The sequence below is a fragment of the Terracoccus sp. 273MFTsu3.1 genome (genome assembly GCF_000383675.1).
GTDB lineage: Bacteria > Actinomycetota > Actinomycetes > Actinomycetales > Dermatophilaceae > Terrabacter.
In genome coordinates this window covers 15128-29012 of sequence record NZ_KB911829.1, presented here as the reverse complement: position 1 = coordinate 29012, position 13885 = coordinate 15128, and the positions used below count along the sequence as shown (strand labels likewise).

Below are 13885 nucleotides of genomic sequence, written 5' to 3'. Positions count from 1 at the left end.
TGCGACAGCCGCCCCCTTTGGCGGTCTGCTGGGATCAACGAGGGACGTACCCAAAGGTCACGCGCGGACGGCGGCGTTCGCGCGGAGGGCCAGCACCCGGCATACGGGAGCTGGCCCTCGGGGGACGCGTGCGGTCGGTCAGCCGAGTGCTGCGACCACGTGGTCGATCGCCTGCGTCAGCTTCGTCACGTCCTCGGGGTCGACGGCGGGGAACATCGCGACGCGCAGCTGGTTGCGGCCGAGCTTGCGGTAGGGCTCGACGTCGACGATGCCGTTGGCGCGCAGCGTGCTGGCGACCGCGGCCGCGTCGATGGAGTCGTCGAGGTCGATCGTGCCGACGACCTGCGAGCGGGCGGCCGGGTCGGCGACGTAGGGCGTCGTCCAGCCGGTCTGCTCGGCCCAGCCGTAGAGGCGGCTCGAGGAGTCCTGGGTGCGACCGGTCGTGAACTCGAGCCCACCGTTGCCGTTCATCCAGTCGAGCTGGCTCTTCATGAGCGCGAGCGTGGACAGGGCGGGGGTGTTGTAGGTCTGGTTCTTGAGCGAGTTGTCGACGGCGGTCGGCAGGCTGAAGAAGTCGGGGACCCAGCGGCCCGATGCCGCGATCTCGTCGACGCGCGCGAGAGCGGCAGGGGAGAAGGACGCGAGCCACAGGCCGCCGTCCGAGGCGAAGCACTTTTGCGGAGCGAAGTAGTAGACGTCGGTCTGGGTGATGTCGACGGGCAGGCCGCCGGCGCCGGAGGTCGCGTCGATGAGGACGAGCGCGTCGTCGTCGGCGCCCTCGACGCGCTGGACCGGTGCCATGACGCCGGTCGAGGTCTCGTTGTGCGGCCAGGCGTAGACGTCGACGCCGGCCTCGGCTCGCGGCGAGGCGAGCGTGCCCGGGTCGGCCTTGATGATCGTCGGGTCGCCGAGGAAGGGGGCGGCCGCCGTGACGTTGCCGAACTTGCTCGAGAACTCCCCGAAGGCGAGGTGCTGGGCGCGCTCGCGGACGAGGCCGAAGGCGGCGATGTCCCAGAACGCCGTGGAGCCGCCGTTGCCGAGGATGATCTCGTAGCCGTCCGGCAGGGAGAAGAGCTCGCGCAGGCCGGCGCGAACCTCACCGACGAGGTTCTTGACCGGCGCCTGGCGGTGGGACGTGCCGAGCACCGTGCGACCGAGGGAGCTGAGGTAGTCGATCTGCTCGGGGCGGACCTTCGAGGGTCCGGAGCCGAACCGTCCGTCGGCGGGCAGCAGCTCGGCCGGGATGGTGATGGGCGGGGTCACGACTGGTGCTTCGGTCACGGATTCACCCTTGCGAAGTGCGGCCACGTTACGGTCTCGTGGCGGACGTGTTGAGGTCGGATGACGCCGTTGTCACCGCTGACATTCAACCCCACCTGCCCACCCCTTGGACATCGCTGCTCGATGTGTGGACGCCCACACGGCGTGCGGTCGGGGTGCGCGGTGCGTCGGGGCTGCGCCCCCGCACCAGGAGTGCGCGGTGGAACACGCACCCCAGGCGCGAGCGTGCACCCAGGAGGCCGGCACGCAAAGGTGGTGGGCACCGGCCCGGTGGGTGTCAGCGGACGATGCCGCCGAGCGACGTGCTCGTGAAGGCGCCGACCCGCCCGTCGTAGACCCGCAGCTCGCCACCCGAGCCACGGCCGAAGAGCAGGAAGGTCCCATCGGCGCGCGTCACGACGTCGGGCGCGGACGTGAAGGCCTGGGCCGTCCCGACGAGGAGGCTCCCGCGCTGGACGACCGCGCGACCGTCGACCCCGTTGCCGACGGCGACGAGCGCCCGCCCGGGCCAGACGTCGCCGAGGGCGCGGTCGGACCACGCTGCGAGGTTGTCGCCGCGCTGGACCCAGCTGCTCGTCGCCGTCGTGGGGTAGAAGGTGCGCTCGTAGGTCGCGCCGTTGGTGCCGCGGCCCGTCACGAGGAGGCCACCGCTCGCGGGGTTCGCCGACGCGGACAGGCCCGACGTGAAGACCCCGCCCGTCGAGATCCAGCCGCTCCACCGCGTGCCGTCGAAGTGCTTGCGCCAGGCCGATCCGGTGGTCGCGACGGCGAAGACGTCCATCGTGCCGTTGCCGAGCGAGGCCCCGTGCTGGGCGACGACGGTCCCGCCGAGGTTGGTCGACCCCTTGCGTATGCCGTCCTGGTACCACGTGTGGACGAGCTGCCTCGCGCTGTTGCGGGTGAAGAGGTCGACGCGTCCGGAGCGTGAGCTCGTGGCGGACGGTGCATCGGTGGAGGTGACGCCGGCCGAGATCCAGGACCCCCACGAGGCCCCGTCGTTGGTGCTGCGCTTGAACGAGACGGCGTCGTTGGTGCCGCGGATGAAGGTCGTGACCTGCGAGCCGGTGCGCGCGGCGGTGACGCCGACGGGCGAGATCAGGCTGCCGCCGGACCGGCGAGGGACGGTGGCCTTCGGGGTGATGCGGACGATCTTGTCGTCGGTGCCGTTTGAGGTCGTGAACCACAGCGCCCCGTCCGGGCCGAGCTGCACGGCACGGATGCGGCCGTAGCCCTGGGCGACCGCCATCCGGGTCACCGTCGCGGGGCGCGTCGTCGTGGGGGACGGGTTGAAGCGCATGAGGTAGATGCCCTGGCCCTTGAGCAGGCCGACGGCGAGAGCACCCTGCCACTCACCCCAGGCCGAGCCGCGCAGGAAGGTGGCCCCGCTCGTCGCCACGGTCGGGTCGCCCGAGGACCACATGGCGACGCGGGCGCTCGGGAACTTGCCGAGGTCGGTCATCGGGGTCGTCTCGTCGTAGCCGGGCACGGGGTCCCAGCCGTAGTTGCCGCCGCGGACCGAGAGGTTGATCTCGTCGTCGCGGCTCGTGCCGTGCTCGGCCGACCACAGCTCGGTCGTGCCGGGCCGCACGGCGAGTCCCTGGATGTTGCGGTGCCCGTAGTTCCAGATGTAGCGGGCGTTGCCGCCGCGGGAGTAGAAGGGGTTGTCGGTCGGGATCGTGCCGTTGGCGTTGACCCGGAGCACCTTGCCGCCGAGCGAGCCGAGGTTCTGCGGGTTGGTGCCCGTGGCCGCGTCGCCGGTGCCGACGTAGAGCTTTCCGTCACTGCCGAAGCGCAGCCGGCAGCCGGAGTGGCGACCGCTCGTCACGGGCAGCCCGGTGACGACCGGCGACCCGTCGGAGACCGCGGTGGTGTCGCCGGTCAGTCGCCAGCGCAGGACGCGCACGTCGAGCGGGTTGCCCGCCGAGTTGCGGACGGCCTGGCAGGTGTAGAAGCGCTTGTTCGTCGCCGCGGCGGGGTCGGAGACCATGCCGAGCAGGCCACCCTCGCTGTTGACGTAGAGCGAGGGGAAGCCCGAGATGGCGACGCGGCGAGGAGCGTTGCTCCCTCGCTTGCTCCAGACCTGGCCGGCGCGCAGGTCGTAGAGCATGAGGTCGCCGACCCACGTGATGTCCCACGGGTAGCTGAGCCCCGACACGACCGTCGTCACCTGGAGCGTCGGCGCCGCCTCGGCCGTGGGCGTGGGCTGGACGGCGAGCGCACCTCCCGCGACCAGGGCGCCCACCAGGGCGATCGATCCTCGGACTCGCAGTCGCTGCACCATGCTGACTCCCCGACTCGGTGACCTGCTGGCTCTGCTCGCGAGGCTACGCGCGAGCCTGCGGGCACGCGCGTCGAAAGGGACCTTCCCGGCATACGGCCCAGGTCGGGTGCCGGGAGACGACGTGTCGCCGGGCGGTCAGTGCGAGATGTCGGGCGTCCAGCCGGCGACGTCCTCGGGCTTGCGCGGACCCTCACCGATGTAGCGCGAGGACGGGCGGATGAGCCGGCCGGTCTGCTTCTGCTCGAGGATGTGCGCGGACCAGCCGGCCGTGCGCGCACACGTGAACATCGGCGTGAACATCGACGGCGGGACCTCGGCGAAGTCGAGGATGACGGCGGCCCAGAACTCCACGTTCGTCGCGAGCACCCGGTCGGGTCGGCGGGCGTGCAGCTCGTCGAGGGCGGCCTTCTCGAGGGCGGCGGCTGCCTCGTAGCGCGGTGCACCGAGGCGCTCGCAGGCCGAGCGCAGCACGCGGGCGCGCGGGTCCTCGGCGCGGTAGACGCGGTGGCCGAAGCCCATGAGGCGCTCGCCCTTGTCGAGGACGCCCTTGACGTAGGCCGTGGCATCGCCCTGCTGCTCGACACCGTCGAGCATGTGGAGCACGCGCGAGGGCGCACCACCGTGGAGCGGACCGGACATCGCCCCGACGGCGCCCGAGAGCGCGGCGGCGACGTCGGCACCGGTCGAGGTGATGACGCGGGCGGTGAACGTCGAGGCGTTCATGCCGTGCTCGGCGGCGGAGACCCAGTAGGCGTCGACGGCCTCGACGTGCTTGGGGTCGGGCTCGCCGCGCCAGCGGATCATGAAGCGCTCGGTGATGGTGCGGGCCTTGTCGACCTCGCTCTGCGGGACCATCGGCTTGTCGAGCCCGCGGGCCGACTGCCCGACGAACGACAGGGCCATGACCGCGGCGCGGGCGAGGTTGTCGCGCACCTCGTCGGCGTCGATGTCGAGCGTCGGCTTGAAACCCCACACCGGGGCGAGCATGGCGAGCGCGGACTGGACGTCGACGCGTACGTCCCCGGTGTGCACGGGCAGCGGATAGGGCTCGGCCGGCGGCAGACCGGGGTCGAACTCGTTGTCGACGAGCAGGCCCCAGACGTGGGCGAAGTCGACGTGCCCGACGAGGTCGTTGATGTCGACGCCGCGGTAGCGCAGCGCCCCACCCTCCTTGTCCGGCTCGGCGATGGTCGACTCGAAGGCGATGACGCCCTCGAGTCCTGGCTTGAAGTCGGGGTCGGGCGTGCTGTCTGCCATGTGCGTCCTTGCTGTGCAGGCGGTACCACCGCGGTGTGGAGGCCGCAGCCGGGATGCGGACCGTGCGTCGGTCCCGGCTGACAGACTCACCGTATGCCGTCAGCCGCCGACCAGACCGTGTTTCGTGACGCCGTGTTCGCCACCCGAGACCAACATCACGACGCCGTCCGGTTCGAGGGCACCGACTTCACCAGGGCCCACGCCGAGGGCCACTCGTTCCTCGAGTGCTCGGTGCTCGGCGGCACGCTCGACGAGGCGCACCTCGAGGGCTCGCGATGGTCGGAGTGCGAGTGGGAGCGGGTGGGCGGCGTCGGCGTGACGCTGGCCGAGGCGAGCCTCGTCGAGACGACGATCGAGGGGTGCCGGCTGGCCGCGGTCTCCGCCTGGGGCTCGACGTGGCGCGACGTCACGGTGCGCGGCGGCAAGGTCGACTTCCTCAACCTGCGCGGCGCCCGGCTCAAGGACGTCGCCTTCGTCGACTGCGTCGTCGTCGAGCTCGACCTCCAGGAGGCGACCGTCGACGGCCTGACCTTCGAGGGGTGCACGCTCGTGTCGCCGACCTTCGGTCGCGGGAGGTATGCCGCCCTCGACCTCTCGGGGGCCACGCTCCGTTCACCGGTGGGTCTCGCCGGGCTCAAGGGCGCGACCATGAGCCGCCCGCAGGTCATCGACCTCGCCGACGCGTTCGCGGCCGAGCTCGGGATCGTCGTCGCCGACTGAGCGCAGGTCGGCGTCAGCCCCCTGAGCCCGGCGCGGGTGTCAGTTGATCTGGTTGGGCTTGGCCCGACGCAGCGCCGCGGTGGCGGCGTCCTTGGCGCGGTCGGTGGCCTTGACCTTGTCGTCGGGCCGGATGCGCTTCGTCAGGTCGGCCCGTTCGACGAGGGTCGAGAGCAGCATGTCGGTCTCGGGATGGACGCCGACCGCCTCGTCGCCGCTGAAGACGACCCAGTGGGCCACGTCGCCCTTGTAGACCTTGAGGATGCTGCCGTCGGCGAGCGACTTCGCGTGCGCCATCGCCTGACGACGGGCGCGCTCGCTCGAGATCGCCTTGTTGGCGGCCTCCTTGGCCGGCTCGCGCAGCGCCTGGGTGGCCACCCAGATCTGGGGGCCGTACTTGATGCCGAGCTTGACGGTCTGGGTGACGAGCTTGCCCTTGCCTGCCATCGTTGGTGACTCCTCACAGCGCCCCGGACGGGCCGGGGCTGTCGCCGGGACCGCGCGCGCCGTGGCCTGACGTCCGCGCGGACCTTCTCGGGTCAACCCTAGTGTGGGGTCATGGACAGCTCATCTCGCGAGCCGGCCCGGGAGGGCCTCGCTGCCGTACGCCGCGTCGACTACTCCGGCGACGGCCTCGTCGAGTCCGACGTGGCCGCGTCGCCCTACCTGCAGGCCAAGGCCTGGGTCGATGCCGCGCTCACCGCGGCCGAGGACCGCGACGACGTGCCCGAGCCGACCGCCATCTCGGTGGCCACCGTCGACGCGACGGGCACGCCCGACGTGCGCACCGTGCTCATGCGCTTCTTCGACGAGCGCGGTCCGGGCTTCGTGACCAACCTCGGCTCGGCCAAGAGCGAGCACCTGCGGGCCAACCCTCGGGTCGCGGCGGCCCTGACGTGGCCCGCCATCTACCGCGCGATCCGCTTCCGGGGCACGGCCGAGCTCGTCGACCGGGACGAGGTCGAGGCCTACTTCGACTCCCGGCCCTACGGCTCGCGGCTCTCGGCCTGGGCATCGGACCAGTCGCGCCCGGCCGCGGATCGGGCCGAGCTCGAGCACAAGTGGCAGGAGGTGCTCGAGCGCTTCCCCGACACCGGCAGGGACCACGACGTGCCGGTGCCGGACTTCTGGGGTGGGTGGCGGATCGTCTGCGACGAGGTCGAGTTCTGGGCCGGGCGGCGCAACCGCCTCCACGACCGGATCGTCTTCCGCCGCACGGGCGACGGCGACCTCGCCGACGCCGACTCGTGGACCCGGCTGCGCCTCCAGCCCTGACCCCTCTGCAGCCGCCCTGACACCCCGAACGCGGCGTTCGGTCGCGAACGCGCCGTTGGAACACTGCGTTCGGCACCGAACGCCGCGTTTAACGAAGGATCGGGGTGGGGAGGACGGACATGGAACAGGGCAGCCCGACGAGTCGGACTGCCCTGCTTCATCCATGGGTGTGGATGGGGACGCGGCTATCGCGTGGCCACCTCACACGCTCCGGAAGAAATCACTTCTCGGATCACCTCCCTTCGGTTTCGATGTCACGACCGTACGTCGGGGCCTGAGCGGCGGCAAGACCTTTTACGAGGGTTGCTCGTCGGGCCCGTCGGGGCCGTCCGGACCACCGGGCTGCTGTGGCCGGTGCTGCTGCGGGTCGGTCGGCAGCGGGTCGTCGGTCGTCGTGCTGCCCGTTCCGCCCGCACTGCCGCCCGTCGTGCCGGTCGCGGGGCCGGTGCCGCGGGGAGCCGACTCGTCGTCGGCCCGTCGGCGCCGGGTGATCCGGCCGAAGGCGACGACCGCGGCCACCACAGCGACGACGACGAGCGCCACGACGACCATCGGGCCCCAGGCCGCGTCCGGCGGTGCCGTGGCGTCGGTCGGCAGGGCCGCGACCAGCCCGGTCGGCCCAGGCAGCGTCATGACGCCACCTCGGTGTCCGGGGCGACCGCCGCGGTGGCCTCGGGTCTCAGCTCGGCACCGCGTGACCCACCGCCGGCAGGAGGGAGTGGCGTGGGAGATGCGGGGGTCGACGGGGTCGACCCGGTCCCCGAGCCGTCACGGTCGGACGCGCGGGTGGCTGTGGAGAGGCTCCGGGCGCCCACGAGCAGGGCGAGCAGCACGGGCAGCTCGAGGTAGGCGTGATAGCTCGCCAGGGCGGCATACAACGTCTTGCCCTGGGCGAAGTCGAGACCGAAGAGGACGGCGAAGAGTGAGGCGGCGAGGAAGCCCATGGCCCACAGCCGCGGACCGGTCATCCACGGCACGCGTGCCTCGAAGGCGGCCGAGGCATCCGGTGCGACGCGGGGGAGCAGGGCCACCCACACGACGTAGTGCATCGTCTGCATGAACGCGAAGACGGTGAGGAAGCGCATCCCGAGCACGGTCGCCGTGGCGCTCGGCGGGGCGCTCGCCGCGAGGACGGTCTGGCCGTCGCCGACGACGCTGCGCACGATGCCGGGGTCGGCGCTGAGGGACCCGTCGAGGAACCCGAGCAGGACCACCGCCGGGATGGCGACGACCCACAGCAGCTGCACGGCCCGGAACGCCTGCCTCCCGCGACGCGACGTGATCCGGCGCGACCACTCCCAGAGGAAGAAGAGCGGCACGACGTTGTGCAGGTGGGTCAGCACGACGAAGTGGTACGTCGGGAAGGTCAGCGAGACGGCGGCCGCGGCACCGATGAGCACCCACGCGGCGACCCGACGCCGGCCGTCGAGCCCGTGGCGGGCGGCAGCCGCGAGGATGACGTAGCCGAGCACGATCTCGGCCAGCTGCGCGGGCCGCCCGACCACCCCGGCGAGGAGCCGACAGACGACGATGCCCGTGACGAGGGCGGCGAGCAGCTCGAGGAAGGGGCGCCCGAGGAGGCCGGAGAAGCGCCCCGCGACGTAGCGGATCTCGAGGAGGTTGTGCAGGATGCCGAAGAGGATGAGACCGATGACGGCGGTCGCGATCGGTGCCCCGAGCGCGATCGCGAGCGAGAGGCAGACCGCCGCGAGCACGAGGAGCGTGATGGTGCTCGACCGATGGACGGCGACGGCCGGGTCAGGCGCGTCGGTCACGGAGTCTCTCGGTCGGGGCTGCGCGGTCACGAGGTGAGCCCCGCTGCGCTGTGGGCGCTCGCGCTGACCCTCGCCGTCGAGGTGCCCGTGCTCGTGGCGTTCGCGCGCGCAGCGGGGTGGACCGGGTGGGGCCGCGCGCTAGTCGGCGCGGTCGGCGTCAACGTCGTGACCCACCCCGTGCTGTATGCCGTGTCGACGGGCTTCGGGTCACCGTGGCAGCTCGTGGGGGCGGAGGTCGCCGTCGCCGCCGTGGAGACGGCGCTGCTCGTCGCGGGGTGGCGGGTGAGGTCGCGCGAGGACGCGGTGACGGTGGCGCTGACGGTCGTCGCCGCCAACGCCGCCTCCACCGCCCTCGGTCTGCTCGTCCTCTGACTCCTGGCCACGGGCCAATGCTTTCGTCGGCTGGTCGGCCCGGCCACCCGAGTAACCCGATCGTTAGGGTCCTGTGGCGTGACCGAGATTCGGGGGGACGGCGCGGACGGACGCAGCGGCAGCCTGCGTGCCATCGCGCTGTCTGCCTACGGGCCCACCCTCCTGGGCTCGACGGGCGCGGGCGCGGTGTCCCCGATCATCGCCGTGTCGGCGCGCGAGCTCGGCGCCTCGGTCGGCGTCGCGGCGCTGCTCGTCGCGATGCTGGGCGTCGGCCAGCTGCTCGGGGACCTGCCGTCCGGGGCTCTCGCGGCCCGCATCGGTGAGCGCCGTGCGCTGCTCGTCGCGGCCGTGATCGAGGCGGTGGGCATGCTCGTCGCGGCCCTGGCCGGCGGCCTCGTCATGTTGTTCGTCGGCGTGCTCGTCATCGGGCTCGCCGGCTCGCTCTTCGGCCTGGCCCGGCAGGCCTACCTCACCGAGGCCGTACCGGTGGCGATGCGGGCGCGGGCCCTGTCGACGTTGGGTGGCGTGCACCGCATCGGCTACTTCGTCGGCCCGTTCATCGGGTCGCTCGTCATCGTCAGGTGGGGCACCGAGGCGGCGTATGCCGTCGGCGGCGTCGCGAGCCTCGCCGCGTTCGTCCTCGTCCTCCTCGCGCCGGACATCACCGGCTCGGCGCACCGGGTCGCGGGCGGCGGACCGCCGCGCAGCGTGGCGTCCGTGCTCCTGCAGCACCGTCACGTCCTGCTGACGCTTGGCACCGGGGCGATGTGCGTGGCCGGGGCGCGCGCCATCCGCGAGGCCCTCGTGCCGCTGTGGGCCGAGTCGGTCGGATTCACACCGGCGCAGACGTCGCTCGTCTTCGGTGTGGCCGGGGCGCTCGACATGGCGCTCTTCTACCCCTCGGGCTGGCTCATGGACCGCTACGGCCGGGTCGCGGCCGCCGTGCCCAGCATGCTCGTGCTCGGCCTCGGCATGATGCTGCTCCCGCTCGCCACCAGCCTCGCCGCCGTCACGGCCGCGGCGACCGTGCTCGGTCTCGGCAACGGCCTCGGGGCGGGGCTCATCATGACCCTGGGTGCCGACGCCTCGCCCGCGGACGGACGCGCGCAGTTCCTCGGCGGGTGGCGCCTCTGTGCGGACGTGGGAAGGGCGGCGGGCCCGCTGGCGTTGTCAGGGCTGAGCGCCATCATGTCGCTCGGCGCCTCCGCCGTCGTGCTCGGCGTGGGGGCCGTGGTCGGGGCGGGCTGGCTGCGCGTCTGGGTGCCACGGCACGACCCGACCCGACGCGCGAGGACCGGCCCGACGCCGGGGCCACTGACGGGCGGTCCCTGACCGCTCTCCGATTCTGAGAAGGTATGACCGTGACGGACCTGATCGACACCACCGAGATGTACCTGCGCACGATCTTCGAGCTCGAGGAGGAGGGCATCGTGCCCCTCCGCGCGCGCATCGCCGAGCGTCTCGGCCACTCGGGTCCCACCGTGTCGCAGACCGTCGCCCGGATGGAGCGCGACGGTCTCGTCGCCGTCTCGGGCGACCGGCACCTCGAGCTGTCCGACCACGGCCGGCTGCTCGCGACCCGCGTCATGCGCAAGCACCGCCTCGCCGAGCGGCTGCTCGTCGACGTCATCGGCCTCGAGTGGGAGTACGCCCACGACGAGGCCTGCCGGTGGGAGCACGTCATGTCCGAGAAGGTCGAGCGCAAGATCCTCGGCCTCATCGGCGAGGGGCTCGAGTCGCCCTACGGCAACCCCATTCCCGGTCTCGAGGAGCTCGGGGTGCGCCAGGACGAGGACTTCCTCACCGGCCTCAGCACCCTGACCGCCGCCGTGGGGGCCGCGCCGACGGTCGTGACGATCCGTCGCATCGGTGAGCCCGTCCAGGTCGACCCGGAGGCGCTCGCGCTGCTGACGAGTGCCGGCGTCGTGCCCGGCGCCCGGGTCGAGGTCGTCCGTGACGGCGGCCGGGTCCTGGCCGTCCGTGAGGGCAGCGAGCCGTCGACCGGCGTCTCCCTGCCCGACGACGTGGCCGTCCACGTCTTCTGCCAGGCGGCCTGAACACGCCGTATCCGGCAGGGTTTGCCCCGTTCTGCGGGGTCGTTTTGGCATGCCTTGCCACACCTCGTCCGGCCCGGTTCGGAGGTCAATGAAAATTCTTTGACTTCCGGGAACTCGAAGGTGACAAGGCACCCCTACTTGGGTACGGTGGGCGAACTTGCTCTCCCCGTCGAGTGAGTGCCCCGGGTCGGACCGCCGAGTCCTGCCATCGACCTGAGGCTCAGTACGAACCGCATGGCAGGAGCGGGGGAACCACTTTCTCCGGGCGTCGAGAGACGCCCTCGGGGTGAAGCCCTCCGTGGACCGAGACCGGTCCGAGCGAAGGCCGGGCAGTACCTCCAGCCCGAACCCGACAGCTCACCTCGTAGGCGTCGAGAGGTCAAACGTGGCTCAGAACGTTCCCGGGCGCCACCGCGCCCCCGGTCGCTTCAACGCGATCTCGGAGCTCAAGACGATCGCCAAGGAGTCGGCCCAGCCCGCCGTGAAGGGTGCCGCCATCGTCGCGGCCTCGGGTGGTCTCGTCGCCTCGTTCGCCGGCACCGCGAACGCCGCTGACGGCTCCGCCAGCACGGTCGCCGGTCCCGCGGCCGTCGGCCCCGCCGTCGGCACGCTCAAGGCCGGCAACGCCCTGTCGGCGATCGGTTTCGCCAAGCCCGCCCTCAAGCAGGCCTCGGTCAAGCCCGTCGTCATCGAGGACGTGCAGGTCAAGTCCGAGCGCGCCGCGAAGAAGGCCGCCGAGAAGGCCGCCGCCGATCGTGAGGCCACGCAGCAGCGCGCGTCGCGCTCCGCGAGCCGCGCCGCCCTCAACGTCGCGCCCGACCCGAGCGCCACCGGCATCATCGGCATCGCCCAGTCGTTCTTCGGCGTTCCCTACGTCTACGGCGGCACGACGCCCTCCGGCTTCGACTGCTCGGGCTTCACGTCCTACGTCTACCGCCAGGCCGGCATCTCGATCCCGCGCACCGCGTCCGCGCAGGCCGCGGCCTCGACCCCGGTCAGCAACCCGCGTCCCGGCGACCTCGTCTTCTTCGGCTCGCCGATCTACCACGTGGGCATCTACGTCAGCCCGGGCCGCATGATCGACGCCCAGCGCCCCGGCACCGTCATCGGCAACCACTCCATCTGGACGACGCCGTCGATGTACGGCCGCATCTGAGCCGTCACCTCTCACGCCACACACTGCGCCCCCACCGGATCCGGTGGGGGCGCAGTGCTTTTCCGGCCCCGTCGACCTCCGTGGTTGACTGAGTCGATGACCGACCAGCCTGCTGCCGAGTCCACGACCGTCATCGAGCTCGAGCTCTGGAGCGACCTGGTCTGCCCGTACTCGTGGGTCGCCAAGCGTCGTGTCGAGGCTGCCATCGCCGCCTTCGAGCGGCCGCACGACGTCACCGTGCGCCTGCGTTCCTTCGAGCTCGACCCGGACGTCCCGGTCGGCGGCTCCGTGCCCGTCAGCGACCACCTCTCGGTGCGCCACGGCGGCGACGCGGGGACCGGCCGGCTCATGAACGCCAAGGCCAGCGAGGTGGCCGAGGCCGACGACCTCGTCTTCGACTGGGACCGCGCCGTGCGCGCCAACACGTTCGACGCCCACCGGCTCTGCGCCCTCGCCGGAGAGATGGGTGGCCCGGCGCTGCGCTCCGCGGCGGTCGAGCGCTTCCACACCGCCCACTTCGGCGAGGGCCTCGCCATCGACGACCACGAGGTCCTGCAGCGCCTCGCCGCCGAGTGCGGCCTCGACGAGCGTCGGGTGTCGGCCGTGCTCGCGTCCGACGAGTACGCCGAGCAGGTGCGTGAGGACGAGCAGCAGGCGCGGTCGATGGGTGTCACGTCGACGCCGTTCGTCGTCGCCAACGGGTATGCCGCCGTGACCGGGGCCCGGCCCGTCGAGGACTACCTCGCGCTGCTGCGTGGGGTGGCCACGCAGAGCGTCTGAGCGCGGCCGCACGAGCAGAGGCCCCGGGCCGGGAGCCGGGCGGACGGCATACGCCCTCGGTCAGGAGGGCTGGTCCGCGGCCGGGCGACCGAAGGAGACCGCGTCGTCGACGGCCGGCGGGGCATCGGCGCGCAGCTGGTGGTCGGGGAGCGGGCCGAGGGCGTCGTTGACGGTCGAGAACGCCCGGCGCAGCGCGACGAAGACGGTGATCGCGAAGATCTGCCGGTCGTCGAAGCCCGCGGAGCGCAGCGGCTCGAGGTCGGCGGGGGTGGTGGCGTTCGGGGTGCTGGCCACGGTCCTGGCCCACGTCGCCAGAGCGGCGTCGGTAGCGTCGAGGGAGTCGTCGTCGCCGCGGAGCACGGCGCCCGCGACCTCCTCCCCGGCAGCGGTGGCGAGGCGGCCACCCCAGGCCAGTGCGCAGTAGGAGTCGCCGATGGTCGAGGCGGTCGCGGCGATGAGGATGCCGCGCTGCCGGAAGCTCAGGCCGGCGACGGAGACCATGTCGGCCAGGAGCCCGAAGAGCGTGTCGTGGGCGGCGGGCCACTGGGCCCAGACGCGGCTGAGGTTCATGACGTAAGGGTGGTCGGTGACGTCGCTCGCGAAGTAGGCCTCGAGCTCGGGCGTCAGAGCCGGCTCGGTGAGGAAGCCGTGGCTCGGGTCGGTCGCCGTCATGTGCTGCTCCCGGGGTGACGGTCGTGGGTCGTGGAGCCTCCATCGTCGCACGCAGGTCCGGGCCGGATCCGGCTCTTGGGCAAGCCGGCCCGGCCTCTGGTGGGTGCTCCCGTCCCCTCCTCGGGAGCACCCACCACCCGTCGGACGGCAGCCCCGTCGCCGCCGTCCGTGATGCGCCGACCGTGGCCCCCACGGCTCGCACGGGGCGCCGCCCCCCGTGGCCGGCGCGGCGCATCACAGGGGAAGACGTCCAGGCCCGCGA

Annotated in this window: 14 protein-coding genes and 1 riboswitch; of the genes, 7 read left to right on the top strand and 7 right to left on the bottom strand. The window is 72.4% G+C overall.

From position 1 onward, the window contains the following. Positions 1-138 precede the first annotated feature (138 nt). The 3 genes from serC to H283_RS0121695 form a co-directional block, all read right to left on the bottom strand. A complete protein-coding gene (gene serC, locus H283_RS0121705; protein WP_020145634.1) occupies positions 139-1263 on the bottom strand; it encodes a phosphoserine transaminase in 1125 nt (374 codons plus the stop codon). A 295-nt stretch (positions 1264-1558) separates the two neighbouring features. Further along, the gene (locus H283_RS27970; RefSeq protein ID WP_156023379.1) at positions 1559-3562 is read right to left on the bottom strand and encodes a PQQ-dependent sugar dehydrogenase; all 2004 of its coding nucleotides are present in this window, start codon (positions 3560-3562) and stop codon (positions 1559-1561) included. A gap of 135 nt (positions 3563-3697) precedes the next feature. After that, the gene (locus H283_RS0121695) at positions 3698-4819 is read right to left on the bottom strand and encodes a citrate synthase 2 (RefSeq protein WP_020145632.1); all 1122 of its coding nucleotides are present in this window, start codon (positions 4817-4819) and stop codon (positions 3698-3700) included. Between the two features lie 93 nt (positions 4820-4912). Here H283_RS0121695 and H283_RS0121690 point away from each other — a divergent pair, with 93 nt between their 5' ends. Then, positions 4913-5539: a pentapeptide repeat-containing protein gene (locus H283_RS0121690; protein WP_020145631.1), complete on the top strand. Its 627-nt coding sequence runs from the start codon at positions 4913-4915 to the stop codon at positions 5537-5539. Positions 5540-5578: 39 nt separating this feature from the next. On the opposite strand, the gene H283_RS0121685 is transcribed toward H283_RS0121690, so the two are convergent. Beyond that, complete coding sequence (locus H283_RS0121685; RefSeq protein WP_020145630.1) at positions 5579-5983, bottom strand: hypothetical protein; 405 nt, start codon at positions 5981-5983, stop codon at positions 5579-5581. A gap of 111 nt (positions 5984-6094) precedes the next feature. Between H283_RS0121685 and pdxH the strand changes: the two genes are divergently transcribed. Further along, positions 6095-6811, top strand: coding sequence for a pyridoxamine 5'-phosphate oxidase (gene pdxH / locus H283_RS0121680; RefSeq protein WP_020145629.1), 717 nt, complete (start codon positions 6095-6097; stop codon positions 6809-6811). 294 nt (positions 6812-7105) lie between these two features. Here pdxH and H283_RS0121675 read toward each other — a convergent pair whose 3' ends face one another. Then, positions 7106-7444 (bottom strand): hypothetical protein, encoded by a 339-nt coding sequence (locus H283_RS0121675; RefSeq protein ID WP_020145628.1) that lies wholly within the window; start codon positions 7442-7444, stop codon positions 7106-7108. Beyond that, the gene (locus H283_RS26130) at positions 7441-8586 is read right to left on the bottom strand and encodes a hypothetical protein (RefSeq protein ID WP_020145627.1); all 1146 of its coding nucleotides are present in this window, start codon (positions 8584-8586) and stop codon (positions 7441-7443) included. The genes H283_RS0121675 and H283_RS26130 overlap by 4 nt, the downstream gene beginning before the upstream one ends. Positions 8587-8619: 33 nt before the next feature. On the opposite strand from H283_RS26130, the gene H283_RS0121665 reads away from it, so the two are divergent. From H283_RS0121665 to H283_RS0121645, 5 genes are all read left to right on the top strand, one after another. Further along, positions 8620-8958 (top strand): hypothetical protein, encoded by a 339-nt coding sequence (locus H283_RS0121665; protein WP_156023378.1) that lies wholly within the window; start codon positions 8620-8622, stop codon positions 8956-8958. A gap of 78 nt (positions 8959-9036) precedes the next feature. Continuing rightward, complete coding sequence (locus H283_RS0121660; RefSeq protein WP_020145625.1) at positions 9037-10290, top strand: MFS transporter; 1254 nt, start codon at positions 9037-9039, stop codon at positions 10288-10290. Positions 10291-10319: 29 nt separating this feature from the next. After that, positions 10320-11015, top strand: coding sequence for a metal-dependent transcriptional regulator (locus H283_RS0121655; RefSeq protein WP_028785818.1), 696 nt, complete (start codon positions 10320-10322; stop codon positions 11013-11015). Positions 11016-11233: 218 nt separating this feature from the next. After that, positions 11234-11398: riboswitch (cyclic di-AMP (ydaO/yuaA leader) on the top strand. A gap of 2 nt (positions 11399-11400) precedes the next feature. Further along, positions 11401-12171, top strand: a complete 771-nt coding sequence (locus H283_RS0121650) for a C40 family peptidase (protein ID WP_020145623.1) — start codon at positions 11401-11403, stop codon at positions 12169-12171. Between the two features lie 96 nt (positions 12172-12267). Continuing rightward, positions 12268-12951 carry a DsbA family protein gene (locus tag H283_RS0121645; protein ID WP_020145622.1) on the top strand — a complete coding sequence of 228 codons (684 nt, stop codon included), beginning with the start codon at positions 12268-12270 and terminating at the stop codon, positions 12949-12951. Between the two features lie 60 nt (positions 12952-13011). Here the strand turns inward: H283_RS0121645 and H283_RS0121640 are convergent, their stop codons facing one another. After that, a complete protein-coding gene (locus tag H283_RS0121640; protein WP_020145621.1) occupies positions 13012-13623 on the bottom strand; it encodes a carboxymuconolactone decarboxylase family protein in 612 nt (203 codons plus the stop codon). Positions 13624-13885: the final 262 nt, after the last annotated feature.